At 51.8% G+C, this 17,644-nt stretch carries 12 protein-coding genes; 6 read left to right on the forward strand and 6 right to left on the reverse strand.

The genetic code is table 11. The annotated features are described in order from the left end of the window. Positions 1 to 20: 20 nt before the first annotated feature. The gene (gene acnA / locus ACU6TU_RS02030; protein WP_447142936.1) at positions 21 to 2,756 is read right to left on the reverse strand and encodes an aconitate hydratase AcnA; all 2,736 of its coding nucleotides are present in this window, start codon (positions 2,754 to 2,756) and stop codon (positions 21 to 23) included. A 242-nt stretch (positions 2,757 to 2,998) separates the two neighbouring features. On the opposite strand from acnA, the gene trxB reads away from it, so the two are divergent. The 3 genes from trxB to ACU6TU_RS02045 all read left to right on the forward strand — a co-directional run bounded on the left by trxB (position 2,999) and on the right by ACU6TU_RS02045 (position 7,863). Further along, positions 2,999 to 3,949: a thioredoxin-disulfide reductase gene (gene trxB / locus ACU6TU_RS02035; protein WP_447142937.1), complete on the forward strand. Its 951-nt coding sequence runs from the start codon at positions 2,999 to 3,001 to the stop codon at positions 3,947 to 3,949. A gap of 336 nt (positions 3,950 to 4,285) precedes the next feature. Then, a complete protein-coding gene (locus tag ACU6TU_RS02040; RefSeq protein WP_447142938.1) occupies positions 4,286 to 5,086 on the forward strand; it encodes a response regulator transcription factor in 801 nt (266 codons plus the stop codon). Further along, the gene (locus ACU6TU_RS02045) at positions 5,086 to 7,863 is read left to right on the forward strand and encodes an ATP-binding protein (RefSeq protein ID WP_447142939.1); all 2,778 of its coding nucleotides are present in this window, start codon (positions 5,086 to 5,088) and stop codon (positions 7,861 to 7,863) included. Before ACU6TU_RS02040 ends, ACU6TU_RS02045 begins: the two co-directional genes overlap by 1 nt. Here ACU6TU_RS02045 and ACU6TU_RS02050 read toward each other — a convergent pair. Together ACU6TU_RS02050 and ACU6TU_RS02055 are read right to left on the reverse strand one after the other, a co-directional pair. After that, on the reverse strand, positions 7,860 to 8,372 hold the full coding sequence (locus tag ACU6TU_RS02050) for a GspH/FimT family pseudopilin (RefSeq protein ID WP_447142940.1): 513 nt from the start codon (positions 8,370 to 8,372) through the stop codon (positions 7,860 to 7,862). The two genes, ACU6TU_RS02045 and ACU6TU_RS02050, sit on opposite strands and share 4 nt — an antisense overlap. 174 nt (positions 8,373 to 8,546) lie before the next feature. Beyond that, complete coding sequence (locus ACU6TU_RS02055; protein ID WP_447142941.1) at positions 8,547 to 8,852, reverse strand: PP0621 family protein; 306 nt, start codon at positions 8,850 to 8,852, stop codon at positions 8,547 to 8,549. Positions 8,853 to 8,965: 113 nt separating this feature from the next. Between ACU6TU_RS02055 and ACU6TU_RS02060 the strand changes: the two genes are divergently transcribed. After that, positions 8,966 to 10,615: an NAD+ synthase gene (locus ACU6TU_RS02060; protein ID WP_447142942.1), complete on the forward strand. Its 1,650-nt coding sequence runs from the start codon at positions 8,966 to 8,968 to the stop codon at positions 10,613 to 10,615. Between the two features lie 14 nt (positions 10,616 to 10,629). Here the strand turns inward: ACU6TU_RS02060 and ACU6TU_RS02065 are convergent, their stop codons facing one another. From ACU6TU_RS02065 to ACU6TU_RS02075, 3 genes are all read right to left on the reverse strand, one after another. Beyond that, positions 10,630 to 12,768 carry a putative bifunctional diguanylate cyclase/phosphodiesterase gene (locus tag ACU6TU_RS02065; RefSeq protein ID WP_447142943.1) on the reverse strand — a complete coding sequence of 713 codons (2,139 nt, stop codon included), beginning with the start codon at positions 12,766 to 12,768 and terminating at the stop codon, positions 10,630 to 10,632. A 131-nt stretch (positions 12,769 to 12,899) separates the two neighbouring features. Further along, positions 12,900 to 14,684, reverse strand: a complete 1,785-nt coding sequence (locus ACU6TU_RS02070; RefSeq protein WP_447142944.1) for a methyl-accepting chemotaxis protein — start codon at positions 14,682 to 14,684, stop codon at positions 12,900 to 12,902. Positions 14,685 to 14,962: 278 nt separating this feature from the next. Next, a complete protein-coding gene (locus ACU6TU_RS02075; RefSeq protein WP_447142945.1) occupies positions 14,963 to 15,760 on the reverse strand; it encodes an outer membrane protein assembly factor BamD in 798 nt (265 codons plus the stop codon). 147 nt (positions 15,761 to 15,907) lie between these two features. On the opposite strand from ACU6TU_RS02075, the gene rluD reads away from it, so the two are divergent. Both rluD and pgeF read left to right on the forward strand, forming a co-directional pair. Continuing rightward, positions 15,908 to 16,867 carry a 23S rRNA pseudouridine(1911/1915/1917) synthase RluD gene (gene rluD / locus ACU6TU_RS02080; protein ID WP_447142946.1) on the forward strand — a complete coding sequence of 320 codons (960 nt, stop codon included), beginning with the start codon at positions 15,908 to 15,910 and terminating at the stop codon, positions 16,865 to 16,867. Between the two features lie 10 nt (positions 16,868 to 16,877). Beyond that, positions 16,878 to 17,633 (forward strand): peptidoglycan editing factor PgeF, encoded by a 756-nt coding sequence (pgeF, locus tag ACU6TU_RS02085; RefSeq protein WP_447142947.1) that lies wholly within the window; start codon positions 16,878 to 16,880, stop codon positions 17,631 to 17,633. Positions 17,634 to 17,644 lie beyond the last annotated feature (11 nt).

The raw sequence follows: 17,644 nt of genomic DNA on the forward strand, positions 1-17,644 counted from the left end.
AGCATTGGTAGGTTTCCCTATCAGGCTGCGCCGATCATTTTGCGCAGCACGTAGTGAAGGATACCACCGTGACGGTAGTACGCCAGCTCATTTAGCGTATCAATTCGACACTTGGCGTCAACGCTTCGCTCACCGTCAGCACTGTTGATGATCACTTTGACGGTGCCGCCAGGGCTGAGATCGCTGAGGCCTGCAATAGAAACCTCTTCGTCTCCAGTTAACCCTAGCGTCTTGCGGCTTTCACCTTCAGGGAACTGCAGCGGCACCACGCCCATGCCAATCAGGTTCGAACGGTGAATGCGTTCGAAGGATTCCGCAATCACCGCGCGAACGCCAAGCAGGCGAGTCCCCTTGGCCGCCCAGTCACGCGAAGAACCCGTGCCGTATTCTTTACCTGCAATGACCACCAGGGGCGTCTCGGCTTCCTTGTATTTCATCGCCGCATCGTAAATGGCCATTTGTTCGCCACTGGGCACGTGGCGGGTTTCACCGCCGACAACGCCGTCGAGCATCTCGTTCTGGATGCGTACGTTGGCAAACGTGCCGCGCATCATCACTTCGTGATTACCGCGCCGTGAGCCGTAGGAGTTAAAATCAACCGGCTTGACGCCATTTTCCTGCAGATAACGACCCGCCGGGCTGTCCGGCTTGATGGCGCCTGCAGGAGAAATGTGGTCGGTCGTGACGGAATCACCCAGCATGGCCAGCACGCGGGCATTTTTGACATCTTCAATGGCATCCGGCTCGCGGCCCATGCCTTCGAAGAACGGCGGGTGCTGAATGTAGGTGGATTCCGGCCACTGATAGACCTTGCTTTCATCAACCTTGATGGCTTTCCATATATCGTCGCCTTCAAACACAGCGCCGTATTCCTTGCGGAACATGGCAGTGTTGACCTTCTCGACGGCGCTGGCAATTTCCGCCTGGGTGGGCCAGATGTCTTTCAGATAAACCGGATTCCCCTGATCATCTGTACCCAACGGGTCCTGAGTCAGGTCGCACTGCACGTTGCCGGCAAGCGCATAGGCAACAACCAGGGGCGGCGATGCCAGCCAGTTGGTTTTGACCAGCGGATGAACGCGCCCTTCGAAGTTACGGTTACCTGAGAGCACTGAAGCCACGGTGAGATCGCCATCGGAGACGGCTTTTTCGATTTCCTCAGGCAGTGGCCCTGAATTGCCGATACAGGTCGTACAGCCGTAACCCACCAGGTTAAAGCCAAGTGCGTTAAGGTCATCGCTAAGGCTGGCGGCGTCGAGGTACTCGGTCACCACTTTTGAGCCAGGTGCCAGCGACGTTTTAACCCAGGGTTTGGTCGCCAGACCCTTCTCGAGGGCTTTGCGAGCCAGCAGGCCTGCAGCCATCATCACGCTGGGGTTTGAGGTGTTGGTACATGAGGTAATGGCAGCGATGACAACGGCACCCGGGTCGAGTTTGAAATTCTCGCCCTTGAAAGAAACGTCCTGGCTATCGTTGTGTTCGTAACTGCGCTCGACACCGACGGCGGTCTGCCCCCCTTCGGATGCCAGCTTGCCACTTGACTGACCTTCCTGCGTCTTGCCGTCGTCTTCCATGACCTTGGCAAAAGCGGCTGGCATGTTCTTCAGCTCCACGCGATCCTGCGGCCGTTTCGGCCCTGCCAGGCTCGCCTCGACCTCATTCATGTCCAGATGCAAGGTATCCGTAAAGATTGGCTCGTCACCGGGTTCACGCCATAGTCCCTGAGCCTTGCTGTAGGCTTCAACCAGCGCCACCTGCTCATCTTCACGCCCCGTCAGGCGCAGGTAGTTGAGGGTTTCATCATCCACCGGGAAAAAGCCGCAAGTGGCGCCGTATTCGGGGGCCATGTTGGCAATGGTCGCACGGTCTGCCAGCGGTAAATCTTTCAGGCCATCACCGTAGAATTCGACAAATTTCCCAACCACGCCTTTTTTACGCAGCATCTCGGTGACGGTCAGTACCAGGTCAGTGGCGGTAATTCCTTCGCGCAATTTACCGGTAAGCTTGAAGCCAACCACTTCAGGGATCAGCATCGAAACCGGTTGGCCCAGCATGGCAGCTTCCGCTTCAATACCGCCTACGCCCCAGCCAAGCACGCCGAGACCGTTGATCATGGTGGTGTGAGAATCGGTGCCCACCAGGGTGTCAGGGTAGGCGAGAGTGTCGCCGTTATCTTCCTTGGTCCATACCGTTCTGCCCAGATACTCCAGGTTGACCTGATGGCAGATACCGGTACCCGGGGGGACCACACTGAAATTATCGAAGGCTTTTTGACCCCAGCGCAAAAACTCGTAACGCTCTCGGTTGCGCTGCATCTCAATATCAACATTATCCTGAAATGCCTGGGCATTACCGAACTTGTCGACCATGACCGAGTGATCAATGACCAGGTCAACCGGTGAAAGAGGATTGATGCATGCCGGATCTTCACCCAGTTTTTCCACTGCTGCACGCATGGAAGCCAGGTCGACGACACCGGGCACCCCGGTAAAGTCCTGCATCAACACGCGCGCAGGGCGGTAGCCGATTTCACGGGTGGATTTACCTTCCTGCTGCCAATCCACCAGTGCCTGCAGATCCTCTGCAGAGACACTTTCCTCATCGGCATTGCGTAGCTGGTTTTCGAGTAAAATTTTAAGTGTCTTGGGGAGTCGATCGATGTTGCCTAATGCATCAGCGGCGAGAGGGAGGCTGTGGTAATGATACGTTCTGGAATCCACCTCAAGCGATTGTAGCGTCTTGGGGATCTGGCTCATTATAGTGCGCTCCTTTAAAAAATTAAGCTCTACATTAATAGCACATATGTAGGTGCTTGATGAATGTAGACAAGTAGCTAATGGGTGTGTAGTGAACGGCTTTCAAGGGCGCTTCGCCTAATGGCGAACAAAAATGCCATCAACGCAGCCGTTGGCGAACGCTGATGTCTCAGGCAGACTGCACCTCGATTGTCTCAATCTTCATTGTCTTAAGATAACTGCTGGAACTGGAAGGTAACTGTATGCAAACGCGTCACGAACGCTTGATTATTCTCGGCTCCGGCCCTGCTGGATACACGGCAGCCGTCTATGCGGCACGCGCCAACCTTAAACCGTTGCTGATTACCGGTATTCAGGCAGGCGGACAGCTGACGACCACTACCGATGTGGATAACTGGCCCGGCGATGCCGAAGGTGTGCAGGGGCCTGAGCTGATGGAGAGAATGAAACAGCATGCCGAGCGTTTTAACACAGAGGTGCTGTTTGATCATATTCATGAGGTCACGTTAGGCGAAAAACCGTTCACCCTCAAGGGGGATAGTGGCGTGTATACCTGTGATGCTCTGATTGTGGCGACAGGAGCGAGTGCCCGCTATCTGGGGCTTGAGTCCGAGCAGAAATTCATGGGGCAGGGGGTTTCTGCCTGTGCGACCTGCGATGGTTTCTTCTATCGTAATCAGGAAGTGGTCGTCGTCGGCGGCGGTAATACTGCTGTAGAAGAAGCGCTCTATCTCTCCAATATCGCTTCCAAAGTGACACTGGTGCATCGCCGCGATACGTTGCGGGCCGAGAAAATCCTGCAGGATAAGTTATTTGAGAAAGTCGCTAACGGTAATATGGCGGTTGAATGGTTTTACGAAGTTGACGAAGTGCTAGGTGATAACTCAGGCGTCACTGGTGTGCGGGTTAAGTCGACAAAGGATGGATCCACTAAGGATATCCATGCGCCAGGCCTGTTTATTGCGATTGGCCACAGCCCGAATACCGGTATTTTTGATGGCCAATTGGAAATGAACGGTGGTTACATCAAGGTAAAATCCGGCCTTGAAGGTAATGCCACGGCGACGAGTGTGCCCGGCGTGTTTGCCAGTGGTGATGTGATGGACCATGTTTATCGTCAGGCGATTACGTCGGCAGGAAGCGGTTGCATGGCAGCATTGGATGCAGAACGTTATCTGGATGGCTTGAGCTAATCTCAGCCTTTTTAGTGTTGACGAGCGGATGATGTTTCATCCGCTCGATACCATGAATGTTGTAAGGACAGCGCTGAAATAACCGAGTCGTTACATTGATACCCCTGGCTAAAGAGATGGCTAAATAATTTAAATTCATTAACTGTGAAAAAGTAGTTAATTTTATTTCAGCGACAGCTGTTTTTTTTGGTGGAAATGTTGCTGTGAGGAAATATTTTTAAAATGTTTGCTACCTGCGTGGTTTTTTTGAAAAAACCGTAAGTATTATGCCTTTAACTAGTTGCCTTAAATTAGCTATACTCATTAGTTAATTTTCTCTTCTATGGGATCTCGGGTATGGACGCCTTGCATAATACAAAAATTCTCGTTGTTGATGATGCAGAACCCGACAGGATGCTGATTTCATCTTACCTGCAGCAGCGTGGTTGTCGGCTATATCACGCAATAGATGGCCTGGATGGCATCCACAAGGCGAAGCTGCTGATCCCGGACCTGATACTCATGGACTTGGATATGCCTAAGTGTAATGGGTATTCGGCTTGCAGAAATCTTGCGGAGAAGCTCGAAACCGCGGCAATACCGGTTATTTTCCTGTCAGCATACTCCGAAACGGAACAGCGTATTCAGGGGTTTCTATCCGGGGGCGTCGACTTTATCGGAAAGCCTTACAATTTCGATGAAGTGAAGTTGCGTATAGCCGTACACTTGAAAAAGGATAATCGGTTAGAGAATGTGGTATACAGTCATGCTGATTTTGATGCGAAAAAATATGAGCTTGAATATAAGCCTAACGATAACGTAGATGCTGTTCTTTTCAATAGTGCATGCCTCTATCTTATGCGCTCTTTAGAAGAACCACCGAGTTTACAGGAGCTTGCAAAGCTAGTAGGTACTAACTCCAAGCGCTTGAATTTGGCATTCAAGAAATGTGCTGGTGTTACCGTTTACGAATATCTACGTGAAGAGCGGATGGTTGAAGCACGAAGGCTGCTTTTTAATACGCATTTTACGATTAGTGAAATTGCTGAAAAAGTTGGTTTTAGTAGTAATGCTAACTTTTCTACTGCTTTTAAAGAGCGTTTTGGTATGCCTCCCTCTAAGTTTAGAAGCAGGCAGTTGCAATCCAATGGTGAGTGATGATCAACTGCCGGTTTAAACATGGTTTTAAAAACATGTTGTGCTTGCTTTTGGGGGTGGTTGGCCTTGTGCTCATGGCACATGCTGAAGATGGCTATGCTCAAGATAAAGCGCATCAATATGCTGATCTTTCGTCCTTTGGCGAAAAATTTGATCTTTATTTATTGATGCAGGCCAGGCATTCGTCTCAGGAAAATGACAACGATTTTACTCGTGTATTGCAACGTTCCGACTGGCAGCCAGCAACCCAGTTGGCCGAGATTTTGATTGGCCCGAGAAAGTCCTCTACTCGTTGGTTCAAACTGCCGTTAAAAAACTCTCAGGACCAAGTGTTGATACGCTGGTTAGAGATTTCCCCCTGGTATCTGCAAGGTGTGACTGTTTGGCAATTGAACCCGGATACATTAACCATCAAAGAGGAGATACAAACAGGGTTAAATGTGCCTTTATCAAGTCGCAGTGTTGAAAATTATAAGCCTATTGTTCCGATAGAGCTGGCACCTGATGAAGAAATGCTTTTGGTGATAAGAGTTGAAGGAAGCAATCGATCAACTTTTACGATGCATAGCTGGATACCGGAAGATTTTTTGAATCAGGAATCAACCGGCTATTATTACCATATGGTGCTTTTTTCTTCTGTTATAACGCTCTTTATCGTTATGATTATCCAGCTTGATCTGCGTTCATTCCTGCTGGGTTTATGGATGGTGGTAACGCTTTTTCTTGACGCAGAGAAATCGGGTTTTTTTAGTTTTTATATTATTGTTAATGCATTTGAGTATTTTAGCAGCCTTGCTCCCTGGCTTTCAGATTATCTGGATAGGTCTCTTCCATACGCCTCCGTTCACTTTGAACATAAAGGCTATGTGGCCTGGATGCTCAATGATGTTATTTTTATCACTGTGTCTGCACTTCTCCTCGGGGTGTGGAAAAAAACTAATGTCATGCAGATAATAGAAGTTCTCTGGGCTAGCATGCTTTTGCTTTCTTTTATACCCCATTTTATTGAGAGCTATTACTTTCAGTATGTAGGTGTCGCTTACAGTTTTGTGTGCTCGGTCATATGGCTGGTGATGTTTGTAAAAGCATTAAGCGTTGAAAGGACATGGCAGTTCCACCTTTTGCTGTTGCTCTTTTTTTGGTGGGTGATTTTTGTTTTTACAACCCTGGAGTTTGTGATCAACGCTACCTATTATGCGCCAACGCCACTATCAATTTTGCTGACAAAATTTGTGGTGGTGTTAGGTATTATGCTTATCTACACCTTTCAACGTCGAGACCGTGCCCTGGCACTGTCAGCCAGGTTAAGGAACCAGGAAAAAGAACAGCGGGTTAAACTTGAGCGTGCGGTCACCGAACGTACCAATGAGCTACGTCAGGCGATGAAAGAAGCACATAAAGCTAACGAGGCAAAGACCCGCTTTCTGGGTCGGGTCACTCACGATCTGAAATCTCCGCTGACATCGATTATGGGCTACGCACAGTTACTCAGCGGGGAGTCAGGTAAAGCGGGTGAAATGAGTCAGGTCATTTTTAAAAGTGCCACCCATATGCACCGATTGATTGACCGGTTAATTGATTATGCGCGTGGTGTTACTGATGACAGGGAAAGAGTCAAGGATGTGTATTTACATTCTTTCCTGGTGGGCGTAGATCATGAATCAAGAGTGCTGGCAAAGCTTAATAGCAACGTCTTCATTATGGATGTCGATGAGAGTGTACCGCCTGTCGTTCTATGTGATGAGACGTTTTTACATGAAGTACTTATTAACCTGATTGAAAACGCATTGAAGTATACACACCATGGCCAGGTTAACTTCTCTGTGAAAGGGAAGGTTCGAGATGACAAACAATCATCCATACTTGTTTTTAATTTGGTGGATAATGGCTGTGGCATCGATAATGATATGCAGCAGGTAATGTTTGAACCTTTCTCCCGTGAGTCAGGTGAAAAAAGCGGTTTGGGCTTGGGGCTTTCCATTGCTAAAGAGCTGACTGAACGTATGCAAGGGAAGTTGGATATCAGCAGTCAGAAAAATCAAGGTACGCAGGTCACGTTTTCACTGCCTGTGTTGCTTGGAAAAGAGGAAGACTCGTCAGCCGTACTTATTAAACCACCTTCTCATATACTGCCTGACGTCGATGCTGAAGGCTTGATTGCCTGGATGATTGAAGATGCTGAATCTATCCGGAAACTGATGGCTCTTGAGCTTGAAAGCCTGGGGTTTGATGTGTTGGTTTTCAGTAATGCAGGTGAAGTAGCTGCCGCTCTGGAAAAAGGTGTTAGCCAGCCGGATCTTGTCATCACTGATTACTGGTTAGGAAACGAGCTGGGAGGGGAGGTTCTTCGTCAAATAAAAACCTATGCCCACGCGACACCTGTGATATTGATGTCCGCCACCTGGAATCTTCTTAAGGAAGGGCTGAAATCTCCGGAGCTTGATGATGAGCTGTTTTTTTCTGCCTTTGTGACCAAACCCGTTAACCTGATTAACTTACGCCGTGAAATCGCCCGAGTATGTAATCTCAATATTTATGAGCCAGGGCAGCAACAGCAGCAACAGCCGGTAAGCATGCCGAAAGAAAGGACATTAGTGAGATTTTCAGCCGCAGAGCGAGAGAAGCTTGACCACTGGATAGAGCTGGGAGCCGTCACTGACATTCTTGAGTGGTGCCAGGCATTTATCCCTGAAGAGCCTGGTCAACAAGCATTGATTGAGAGTATTCGCGACTACGCCAAGAGAGGCGATTTTAAAAGTATCAAGAAAATTCTCTAGAGGCAGCGGTGTGGTTGTTCATCCAGCCGCAATCGCCCATATTGGCTGAGAATCAGAGTGCTGCCGGTTTCAGCGCCGCTGGGGCAAAGGTGAAAGCGCCCGTTGTAGCCCTTACTGAAGCCCAGCGGATTAAAGCGGATACGCCTGCGCTGATTTTCACGCGTATAGGTAATTGCGATAGACGGTAAAGCGGGAACGATGCGTGCTACATCATTGAGCTCAATCGCGGTGGGTGTGTCGCCAGTGATGACCAGCAGCTCACCGTTCCATGTATTCAGACAGGCGTCACGAGCGTCATTGGCCGCACACACCGTCACGTTGGTTTGTTCACTGATAGCTAGCTGACGAGCAAAAGCGAGCGTGCTGTAAAGATGATTAACGCCAGCCGTACGAGCGTTGCGCTGACCAAAGGCGGTAAAACTCGGCAGACTTAACATAATAAGCAGGCTGGCCAGTGCAATGACCACCAGCAGTTCCAGCAATGTGAATCCTCGTGACGTGCAACGCATAACCTGACTCCCGGCAGATAACACCCACGTCTGGTGCGCAGGCGTTATATTTGATGTCTTCCTTGTGTGCTTTCTTTCAAGCTAGAAGACATCAGCCGGTGTGTTGTCAGTTTATGCTGATAATTTTGTAAGATATTTCTTAATTAGTGGTTTTGTTTGTAGAGGAGGCGAAGGTCAACGCTTATCGTCTTCCTGGGAATCTTTGGCATCCTCGGTCTGTTTCAGGTCCTGCTGTTCCTGCAGAAAGCGGTCGCGATGAGCGTCGGAGCAGAACCATTGCTGCTGGTCACGTAATGCTTCGTCTTCGGGTACGTGTACATCACACCATTTACAGCGCACCATCTGGCCGCCATCGCGACGATTGGTCTGCTGTTCCAGTGCTTTGCGGTCAAGTTTCCATTGCCGGTACATGCCGTACAGCTTCAGGCCGGCAAAAAAAAGCACGGCGAAGATAATTAAACGAATGATCAAGAGATTCATCCTTTATGGCTCCTTGATATTAGCGCGACCTTTGCCAGTTGATGATGCTTGCGTGACAATAGGCTTAGTAAACGCCCCCATGAATAATTGATTCTCAAGAGATTTGAACGCCCATGCAAGACTTAACGCTGGTAATGGCCCAACTAGACCCCCTGGTAGGGGATATTCCTGGTAATGCTGCGCGTGCCATCGAAGCCGTGCGCGAGGCGCGTATAGAGCATGGTGCAGATATCGTGGTCTTCCCCGAGCTGTTTTTATCCGGTTATCCGCCGGAGGATTTGCTGCTGCGGCCCTCAATGGAAACACGACTGCGTGAGGCTCGCGCCGTCATGGCAGAAAAAATGTCCCGTGATGTGCTGGTGATTATCGGCTACCCAGGTGTGCGCGAAGGACTCTGCTATAACCTGGCGGGGGTGCTCTACAACGGCCAATGGGAAAATGAGTATGCCAAGCAGGCGCTGCCCAACTACCAGGTTTTTGATGAGCAGCGTTATTTTGCGCCGGGCCTTGAACCTCTGGTTTACGAGCATAAGGGCGTCAAGCTAGGGCTTTTGATCTGTGAAGACTTGTGGGAAGGCACGCCGGTGAAAACTGCCTGTGAAGCGGGTGCCGAGGTGCTGATTACCCTGAATGCCTCACCTTATCACCAGGATAAACCCCGCGAACGCCTGCGCTTACTGGAGCAACGAGCCCAGGAAGCCCAGCGGCCGATTGTCTACGTCAACACCATTGGTGGCCAGGATGAACTGGTATTCGATGGCGGCTCCGGCTGTGTTGATGCTAGCGGGCAGATCAGGGTGCTGGCACCTTACTGGCAGGCAGGCCTGATGCCGGTGCAATTCTTGCAGCAGGCAGCCAATGAGCAGAGCGCCAGTGTATGGGAGCCACAGCCCGGCGAAATTGAGCCGGACGTTGAACCCGAGGAAAGTCTGTACTGCGCCCTGGTGACAGGGGTGCGCGACTACGTCAACAAAAGCGGTTTCGACGGCGTGGTGATCGGGCTTTCCGGTGGCATTGATTCTGCCCTGACGCTGGCGATTGCCGTTGATGCTCTTGGCCCTCAGCGGGTGCAGGCGGTAATGATGCCGTATCACTATACGGCAGATATCTCCCGCCAGGACGCCGCCGAACAGGCAGAAATGCTCGGTGTGCATTATGACGTCATGCCGATTGAGCCCATGGTGGATGCCTTTATGGCAACGTTGGCGGAAAGCTTTGCTGGCACTGAGCGTGACACTACCGAAGAGAATCTTCAGTCACGTTGCCGTGGCGTACTGCTTATGGCGATTTCCAACAAGAAAGGCCTGATGGTGCTGACGACCGGCAATAAGAGCGAAATGGCGGTCGGCTATGCAACGCTCTACGGCGACATGGTAGGCGGCTACAACGCACTCAAGGATGTTTATAAAACCTGGGTGTATCGCCTGGCACGCTGGCGCAACACGCAATCTCCAGCCGTGCCGGAACGGGTAATCGAACGCCCGCCAAGCGCTGAACTGGCACCCGATCAGCAAGACAGCGATTCACTGCCCGACTACGACACACTGGATGCCATTCTGATGCGTTATATCGAAGGCGATATGAGTGCGGAAACCATCATCGAAGCGGGTTTTGAGCGGGATGATGTCTACAAGGTCGTCAAGCTGGTAGACCGCTGCGAATACAAACGCCGTCAGGCGCCGGTGGGTGTCCGGGTCACGCCGCGAGGCTTTGGGCGTGACCGTCGCTACCCGATTGTTAACGGCTGGCAACCGGGGGAATAACCACGCGCACGGCTTTATACGAGGACGGGAGGTGGTAGCCGGCAGTGACGAGCCACCTCCTGTGCGCAGACCGGTTTGCAAAAGTAATACCCCTGGTAAGCATGGCAGTGGTGCTCGCTGAGGTAGCGCCAGTGGGTGAGTGTTTCAACGCCCTCGGCAATAACCTCCAGATTCAGCGCGTTTCCCATGGCAATAATGGTTTTTACAATCGCTCTGTCATCCTCATTGTGGTCGAGGTCGCGGACAAACGATTGATCAATCTTTATCTGGCTTAGTGGCAGGCGTTTCAGATATTGCAGCGACGAATAGCCGGTCCCGAAATCATCCATTGCAAAACGAACGCCCAGCGCCTTGAGTTGATGCATTCGGGCGATGGTCTCTTCGACATTCACCAGTACGATGCTTTCAGTGAGTTCCAGCTTGAGTTTATGGGCGGGAGCTTGCGTGCGCCTGAGCACTGTGGCCACTTCTTCGACAAAGTTTGCTTGCTGAAACTGATTGGCACTGACATTGACTGCAACCGTCAAATCGGCAGTATGTGCACTGGCCTGCCAGTTGATGAGCTGCTCGCAGGCGGTCTGAATGACCCAGCGCCCGATTGGCACGATCAGGCCGCTTTCTTCGGCCAGTGGGATAAACTGTCCGGGAGAAATCATGCCGTTCTTGGGGTGTTTCCAACGGATCAGAGCTTCAACCCCGGTTACTTGCCCCTGGTTATTGACTTGGGTTTGGTAGGCGAGCACGAACTCCTCACGCTTGATGGCGAGACGTAGATCTCGTTCCATCGCGCTGCTTTCTTCGATCTGTGCCTGAACAATCGGGTCAAAGAAGCGAATGCTACCGGGGCCGTTCTGTTTAGCGACGTGGGCGGCTGCATTAACTTGCTGAAAGAGTGAATCGACGCTTTCGTCAATGTTATTAAACAGCGTGATGCCAAGGCTTGCAGTAATAACCGTGATATTTCCATCAAGGTAATAAGGCTCTTCTAGTACCTGGAGGATATTCTCGGCGAACCGTTCGGCATTCTCTGCAGTGTGATGAGTATCAGCGCCAAGGGCATCAATTATTACCATGAACTCATCTCCGCCCAGGCGGCCCAGAACAAAGCGGTCTTCGCCAAGCGCCGACAGGCGTTGGGTTATTTCGCGCAGAAGGGTATCTCCTGCGCCGTTGCCACTACTGTCATTGATGCGTTTGAAATTATCAATATCGATATAGATGAGCGCACCGTAAGTCTGCGTTTGCTGGTTGGTTTCAAGTGAGTGTTGCAGATGTTCACGCATCAGGCGCCAGTTGGGCAGATCGGTCAGCTCATCATAATAGGCCAGTTGATGTAACTGCTTTTCGGCACGGCTGCGCTGACATTCGGTATCACGAAAGGTTAAAAGCGCATCAGCCAGATGTTTGAGCGGCCCGCTATGAGTGAGGTTTAGCGCCTGCACATCGAGTAATGCTGGTGCCTCCTGATGAGGGGTCGATAGCGATAAGAGTGCATTGCCAAGTGTGATCAGGTGTCTGTTCATGCGCCAGGCGACCAACATAGCCGCGAGCGCCAGCAACAGAAGCGCGCCAATGCCTAAGCCCAGCGTGGATGACAGGGAGCCGCGTAGGTTTTGATAAGCATGCTCATTGCGCTTGCTGGCGCGTTGGATCAGGCCAGTAGACCTATTCTGAGTCGAGAGAATAAAACGGTTGAAGTGATGCTGCGCCTGTTGAAGATAGGACGTCGCATTATCCTGATTGGCTATTGCTTGGCTGGCCATCACCGTGAAGTGCTGGTAATCATCAAAGATTGGCTGTAACTCGGTTACATTTAGCTGGTCGACATCAATAGCCAGTGGCGACTGCGCCAGTCGGCTAACGCGCTGACCGATGGCGTCAAGTTGCTGGCCAATAGCGTCCTGATCAAGAGCTGCAGCGTTACCACCTGTTTGACGTATCGCTTGGTTGACCTGGAGATGAAACTCGCTGAGCTCACCTTCAAGTGTGGCCATCTGCATAAGCGTGCTCAGGTCAGCTCGCTGCATAGTGAAATTACGTTCAGACTGTTCTTTGAATACCTGCCATGTCAGAGGCCCCATGGTGACGGCGGGCAGTACCATGATAACCATGGGAAGTAGAAAAACTAACCACAAGCTTCGAGAGGGTTTCATGATTGCCTCGCTGGCGTCCGTCTATGTACGCGCTTGCTTATGTTAGAAGCTGCCACCCCCTGGCAGCTAGCCAGTATCGCTTTAAGATGTTTAGGTTTTACAAGTATTTATGGCCTGACAGCATTGATTGCTTAGAAACTTTCCCACTCATCAACTGTTTGGTGCCGTGCAGAAAATTTCTGATGCGCTGCGGGGGCGATATGTTGCGTGCCTGATTGATGGTTTGAGCGCCCTTTCGAGTGGCTTTTTTGCCCCGTCGTGCCAGATAATGTTCTGCTAAGCGTGTTTGTATTGGTTAAGCGTGCATTGGTTGAATGTACGCCTATTGAGTCTGCCTCCGGCAAGCTGAACAGTGTCATGGTGTCAAGTAAGCGGTGTGCGTTCTCACGCAGTTGATTGGCTGACTTGGCACTTTCCTGCACCAGTTGTGCGTTTTGTTGTGTTACCTGATCCATTTCTGTCACCGCCTGGCCGACTTCCTGAACGCCTGCGCTCTGTTCTGCACTGGCATGGCTGATTTCCTGCATGATATGGGTGACACGAGCGATGGCGGCAACAGTTTCTTCCGTTAATTTGCTGGCCTCTTCGGCGCGGGCATTGCCATGATTCACGCGTTCCAGGTTGCTGGAAATCAACGCGTTGATTTCACGAGCTGCCTTTGCGCTTCGTTGTGCAAGATTGCGGACTTCCTGGGCGACAACGGCAAAACCACGGCCATGCTCGCCAGCGCGTGCCGCCTCTACTGACGCATTGAGTGCCAGAATGTTGGTTTGGAAGGCGATTGCGTCAATGGTGGAAATAATACCCGCGATTTCCCGCGAACTGTGGTTCAGTTCGTTCATGGTGGCGACCACCTGATGCACCGCCTCGCCACCCTGCGTGGCTGTCTTCGATGCGCTAGCCGCCTCGCTACTTGCCTGTGCGGCATTATCGGCATTCTGTTTGACGGTACTGTTCAGTTGCTCCATTGCTGACGCTGTTTCAGCCAGAGCGCTCGCCTGCTGCTCGGTGCGTGAAGAAAGGTCATTATTGCCTTCCGCGATCTGTTCGCTGTTACTTGCAACAGCATCGGCAGAATGACGCACCTGGCTGACTATCTCTTGCAGTTGGCGAGCCATTGCAACCTGTGACGCCATGATGCTGTGGGTGTCGTCTGCTTTCAGGCGTGCTTGAGTGGTAAGCTCACCGCGCCCAACGGCATCAGCAAAAGTTTTCACCTCGTGCGGTTCTGCGCCCAGTTCTTTTAGTAACTGGCGGGTCAGTAGCCAGGCAATGATTCCGCCCACCAGCACGGCGAGGAGTGTCAGGCTAAACATTTGCAGCTGAAAACCAGAGGCGGTATCACGGGCACTGGCGGTAGTGGCGTTGTTGATGGCGTCCTGATGGTTGATAAACTGGTTGATTCGATTCAGCCATTCGGCATAGGCAGGGCCAGCATTGTTCAGCAATTGCTCGCGAGCCTGTTCAATGCGTCCGGTGTCGTAGGCTTGTATAACGTTTTGGGTCGCTGCCAGCGTGGTCGTTTGCTGGGCATCAATGCGCTCAAGCAGCTGCGCCGTCTGAGTGGTGGAGGGGTGCTCGGACAACACCTGCTGCATCCCACGGGAGGCCGCTTTATAGTCATCCTGAAGCTGCTGCATATGGGCTTTCAAAGCGCTCACGGAAGACGCATCCTGCGCCAGCACGATATCCCTTAGTGCGATGGCTCGGTCATGAACGCTACCCCGCCAGTCAACAGCATAGCGTTGTTGGGTTCCATTGATGTCATTGATGCTGGTCAAGTTGCGATCAATCTGATTGACCTGCCAGATACCTGCCGAGGTCAGGATGATCAGAAGCGTCAGTAGCAGGGTAAAACCCAGGCCAAGGCGTGACCCAATCGTCATTTTTGATAATCGGCCATTTAGTGAGCGCATTTTTGTACCCCTTGTACTGTTAAGTGTCTATTTATAATGTGAGTACAATAATAATGAGGTTTTCTTCGCTTGTATAACCTTTGTAATGCTTTTTGTGTATTTTTATGTAACATTCTGCTAGCGGTGTGCAAGAGTGTAATGTTTTTCTATCCAGTGTTAAGGCAGAAAAAAACCACGCCGTAGCGTGGTTCAAGTGTCTCATCGTGCTCAGGTATCACGGCGACTGCCGCTTCCCCGCCATATTGGGGTTACAAATGCTTAGATTATAAATACCTAGGTTACAAATGCTTAGGTGAAAAGCGACTGCCGTCAAGTTGTTCATAGTTAGGGTTGTTGGCGCGGAGTACGTCCAGCACTTCGTTGGCGCGGTCATCCATGCCCAGGCCCATATAACCTTCTACCATGGCGGCGAGCGCATCTTCTGATGCATTGGACGCCGGATAGTTTTCAACCACCCAGCGTCCGCGCTCAACGGCCGCCACAAAAGCACCGCGGCGCAGATAGTAATCAGCAACGTGGAGCTCGTGACGAGCCAGCAGTTCCCGCAGGTAAACGATACGCTGCTGGGCGTCGGCGGCATGTTCGCTATTGGGGAACCGCTGAATCAGCTCGCGAAAATCGTTGTAGGCATCGCGGGTAGCGCCCACATCACGTTTGGAAATATCGATCAGGCGTAAGCGTTCAAGGCTGAAGCGACCTGCCTGCCAGGCAGAAAGCCCACGCACGTAGTAGGCATAATCCACTTCCGGGTGGTCCGGGTGCAGACGAATAAAGCGGCTCGCGGCCGCCCGAGCTTCTTCCCAGTTGCTGTTTTCATAATAGGCGTAAATCAGCTCAAGCTGCGCCTGCTCGGCATGGACACCGAAAGGAAAACGGGTATCCAGCGCTTCAAGGCGATCAATGGCCGTCGGCAGTATGTTGCGATCCAGTGCATCCCGAGCGCTTTCATACAGCTCACGCTCAGCGAGCGAATCGTATTCACCTTCGTCTTCATTATTGTTACTGGCACAGCCCGCTAAAAAGGCGAGACTTAAGGCAAGCGCTGCAAATCGGGTAGCAGCAGAAAAAACGCGCATGGTTATCCTCGTTACAATCAAACCGCGGACGCTAAAAAGCATCGACGGCCATGGTAGAATAGATTTTTAAAGTCCCACTATAAATCACCTTGGCATAAAACGCAGGCGTAAAACGTATTGTGTCAGTGTGACAAGAAAGGAGCCGTTATGTCCCGCACCATTGAAGATTCCTTGCGGGTGCCGGCCTCGCTTGCCGGTACCCGCTTGGACCAGGCGGCCGCTGAGCTGTTCAACGACTATTCGCGAGAGCGCCTGAAAACATGGATCAATGCGGGAGAGTTAACCGTTGATGGCCAGAAGGTAAAGCCAAAAACCCGCCTGCATGGTGAAGAAGTGTTAAGCCTTAGCGCGGTGCTGGAAGAAGAAGGGCGTTTTGAGGCTCAGGATATTCCGTTGGAGATTGTGTTCGAAGACGATGATGTGATCGTGGTGAATAAACCGGCGAACATGGTGGTTCATCCGGCTGCCGGTAATCCTGACGGTACGCTTCTGAATGCATTGCTGCATCATGAACCGACACTTGCGCAGGTGCCGCGAGCGGGCATTGTTCATCGTCTGGATAAAGATACAACCGGACTGATGATGGTCGCTAAAAATTTGCCTGCACAAGCGGCCCTGGTTCAGCAGCTGCAGGCACGTACGGTATCACGCCAGTACGATGCGGTTGTGATCGGTACGCCGGTTTCCGGTGCCACGGTGGATGCGCCGATTGGTCGGCATCCCAAGGATCGCAAACGTCAGGCGGTGAGCGCATCTGGCAAGCCAGCGGTCACTCATTACCGCGTGGTCGAGCGTTTTCGTGCGCATACCCATGTGCGCTGTCAGTTGGAAACCGGACGCACCCACCAGATTCGCGTTCACATGGCCCATGCGCGGTATCCGCTGATTGGCGACCCGCTTTATGGCGGCCGACCCAAACTGCCGCCCGGTGCTGCTGATTCTTTAAAAGAGATTCTGCGTGAGTTTCCCCGCCAGGCGTTGCATGCCCGCAAGCTCAGCTTTGTTCATCCGCGCAGTGGTGATTCAATGAGCTTTCGGGCGGCACTGCCAGATGACCTGCTGATGCTGCTGGACTACCTGCGTGAAGATCACGCAACGATGCGTTAAGGAGCCTGCCATGAGTGATGCCATTGATCTTCGCCCGTCGCTGATCCTCCCGGACTGGCCAGCACCTGCCAATGTCGGTGCCTTTGTTACCACTCGAGAAGCGGGGCCAAGTCAGGGAGAGTTTGCTGCGTTTAATCCCGCTGACCATGTGGGGGACAACCCTGATCATGTGGCGTTATGCCGTCGGTTGTTGCAGAAAGAGGTGGGCGATGACCGTCCTTTGCTGTGGCTAAACCAGACCCACGGTGCCCGCGTTCAACAGGAGTACAGGGCAGACTCACCGGAAGCGGATGCCTCTGTGGCAACAACATCTGAATACGCCTGTGTGGTCATGACGGCTGACTGTCTGCCAGTGATGTTCTGTGATCGTGCAGGCTCGCGAGTCGCCTTGGCGCATGCCGGCTGGCGTGGGTTGGCCGGAGGTGTGTTAGAAGCCGCTGTTGCTGCCATGAACACACCGCCTGAAGAGTTACTGGTCTGGCTGGGCCCCGCTATTTCAACGGCACAATTTGAAGTGGGGCCTGAGGTTTACGAGGCGTTCGTCGCCGTCCAGCCGCAAGCAGAAGAAGCGTTTGACCACAGTCCTTATCGTATGGGGCACCGCATGGCAGATATCTACAAGCTCGCAAGGCTGCGTCTGGAAGCTCTTGGGGTTGATAATATAAGCGGTGGCCATTTCTGCACTGCCTGTGAATCACGTTTTTATTCCTACCGCCGCGATGAAGGCCGCACAGGGCGTATGGCCAGTGTTATCTGGTTACGTTAACGGGAAAAATA

It is taken from the genome of Halomonas sp. LS-001 (assembly GCF_052983955.1).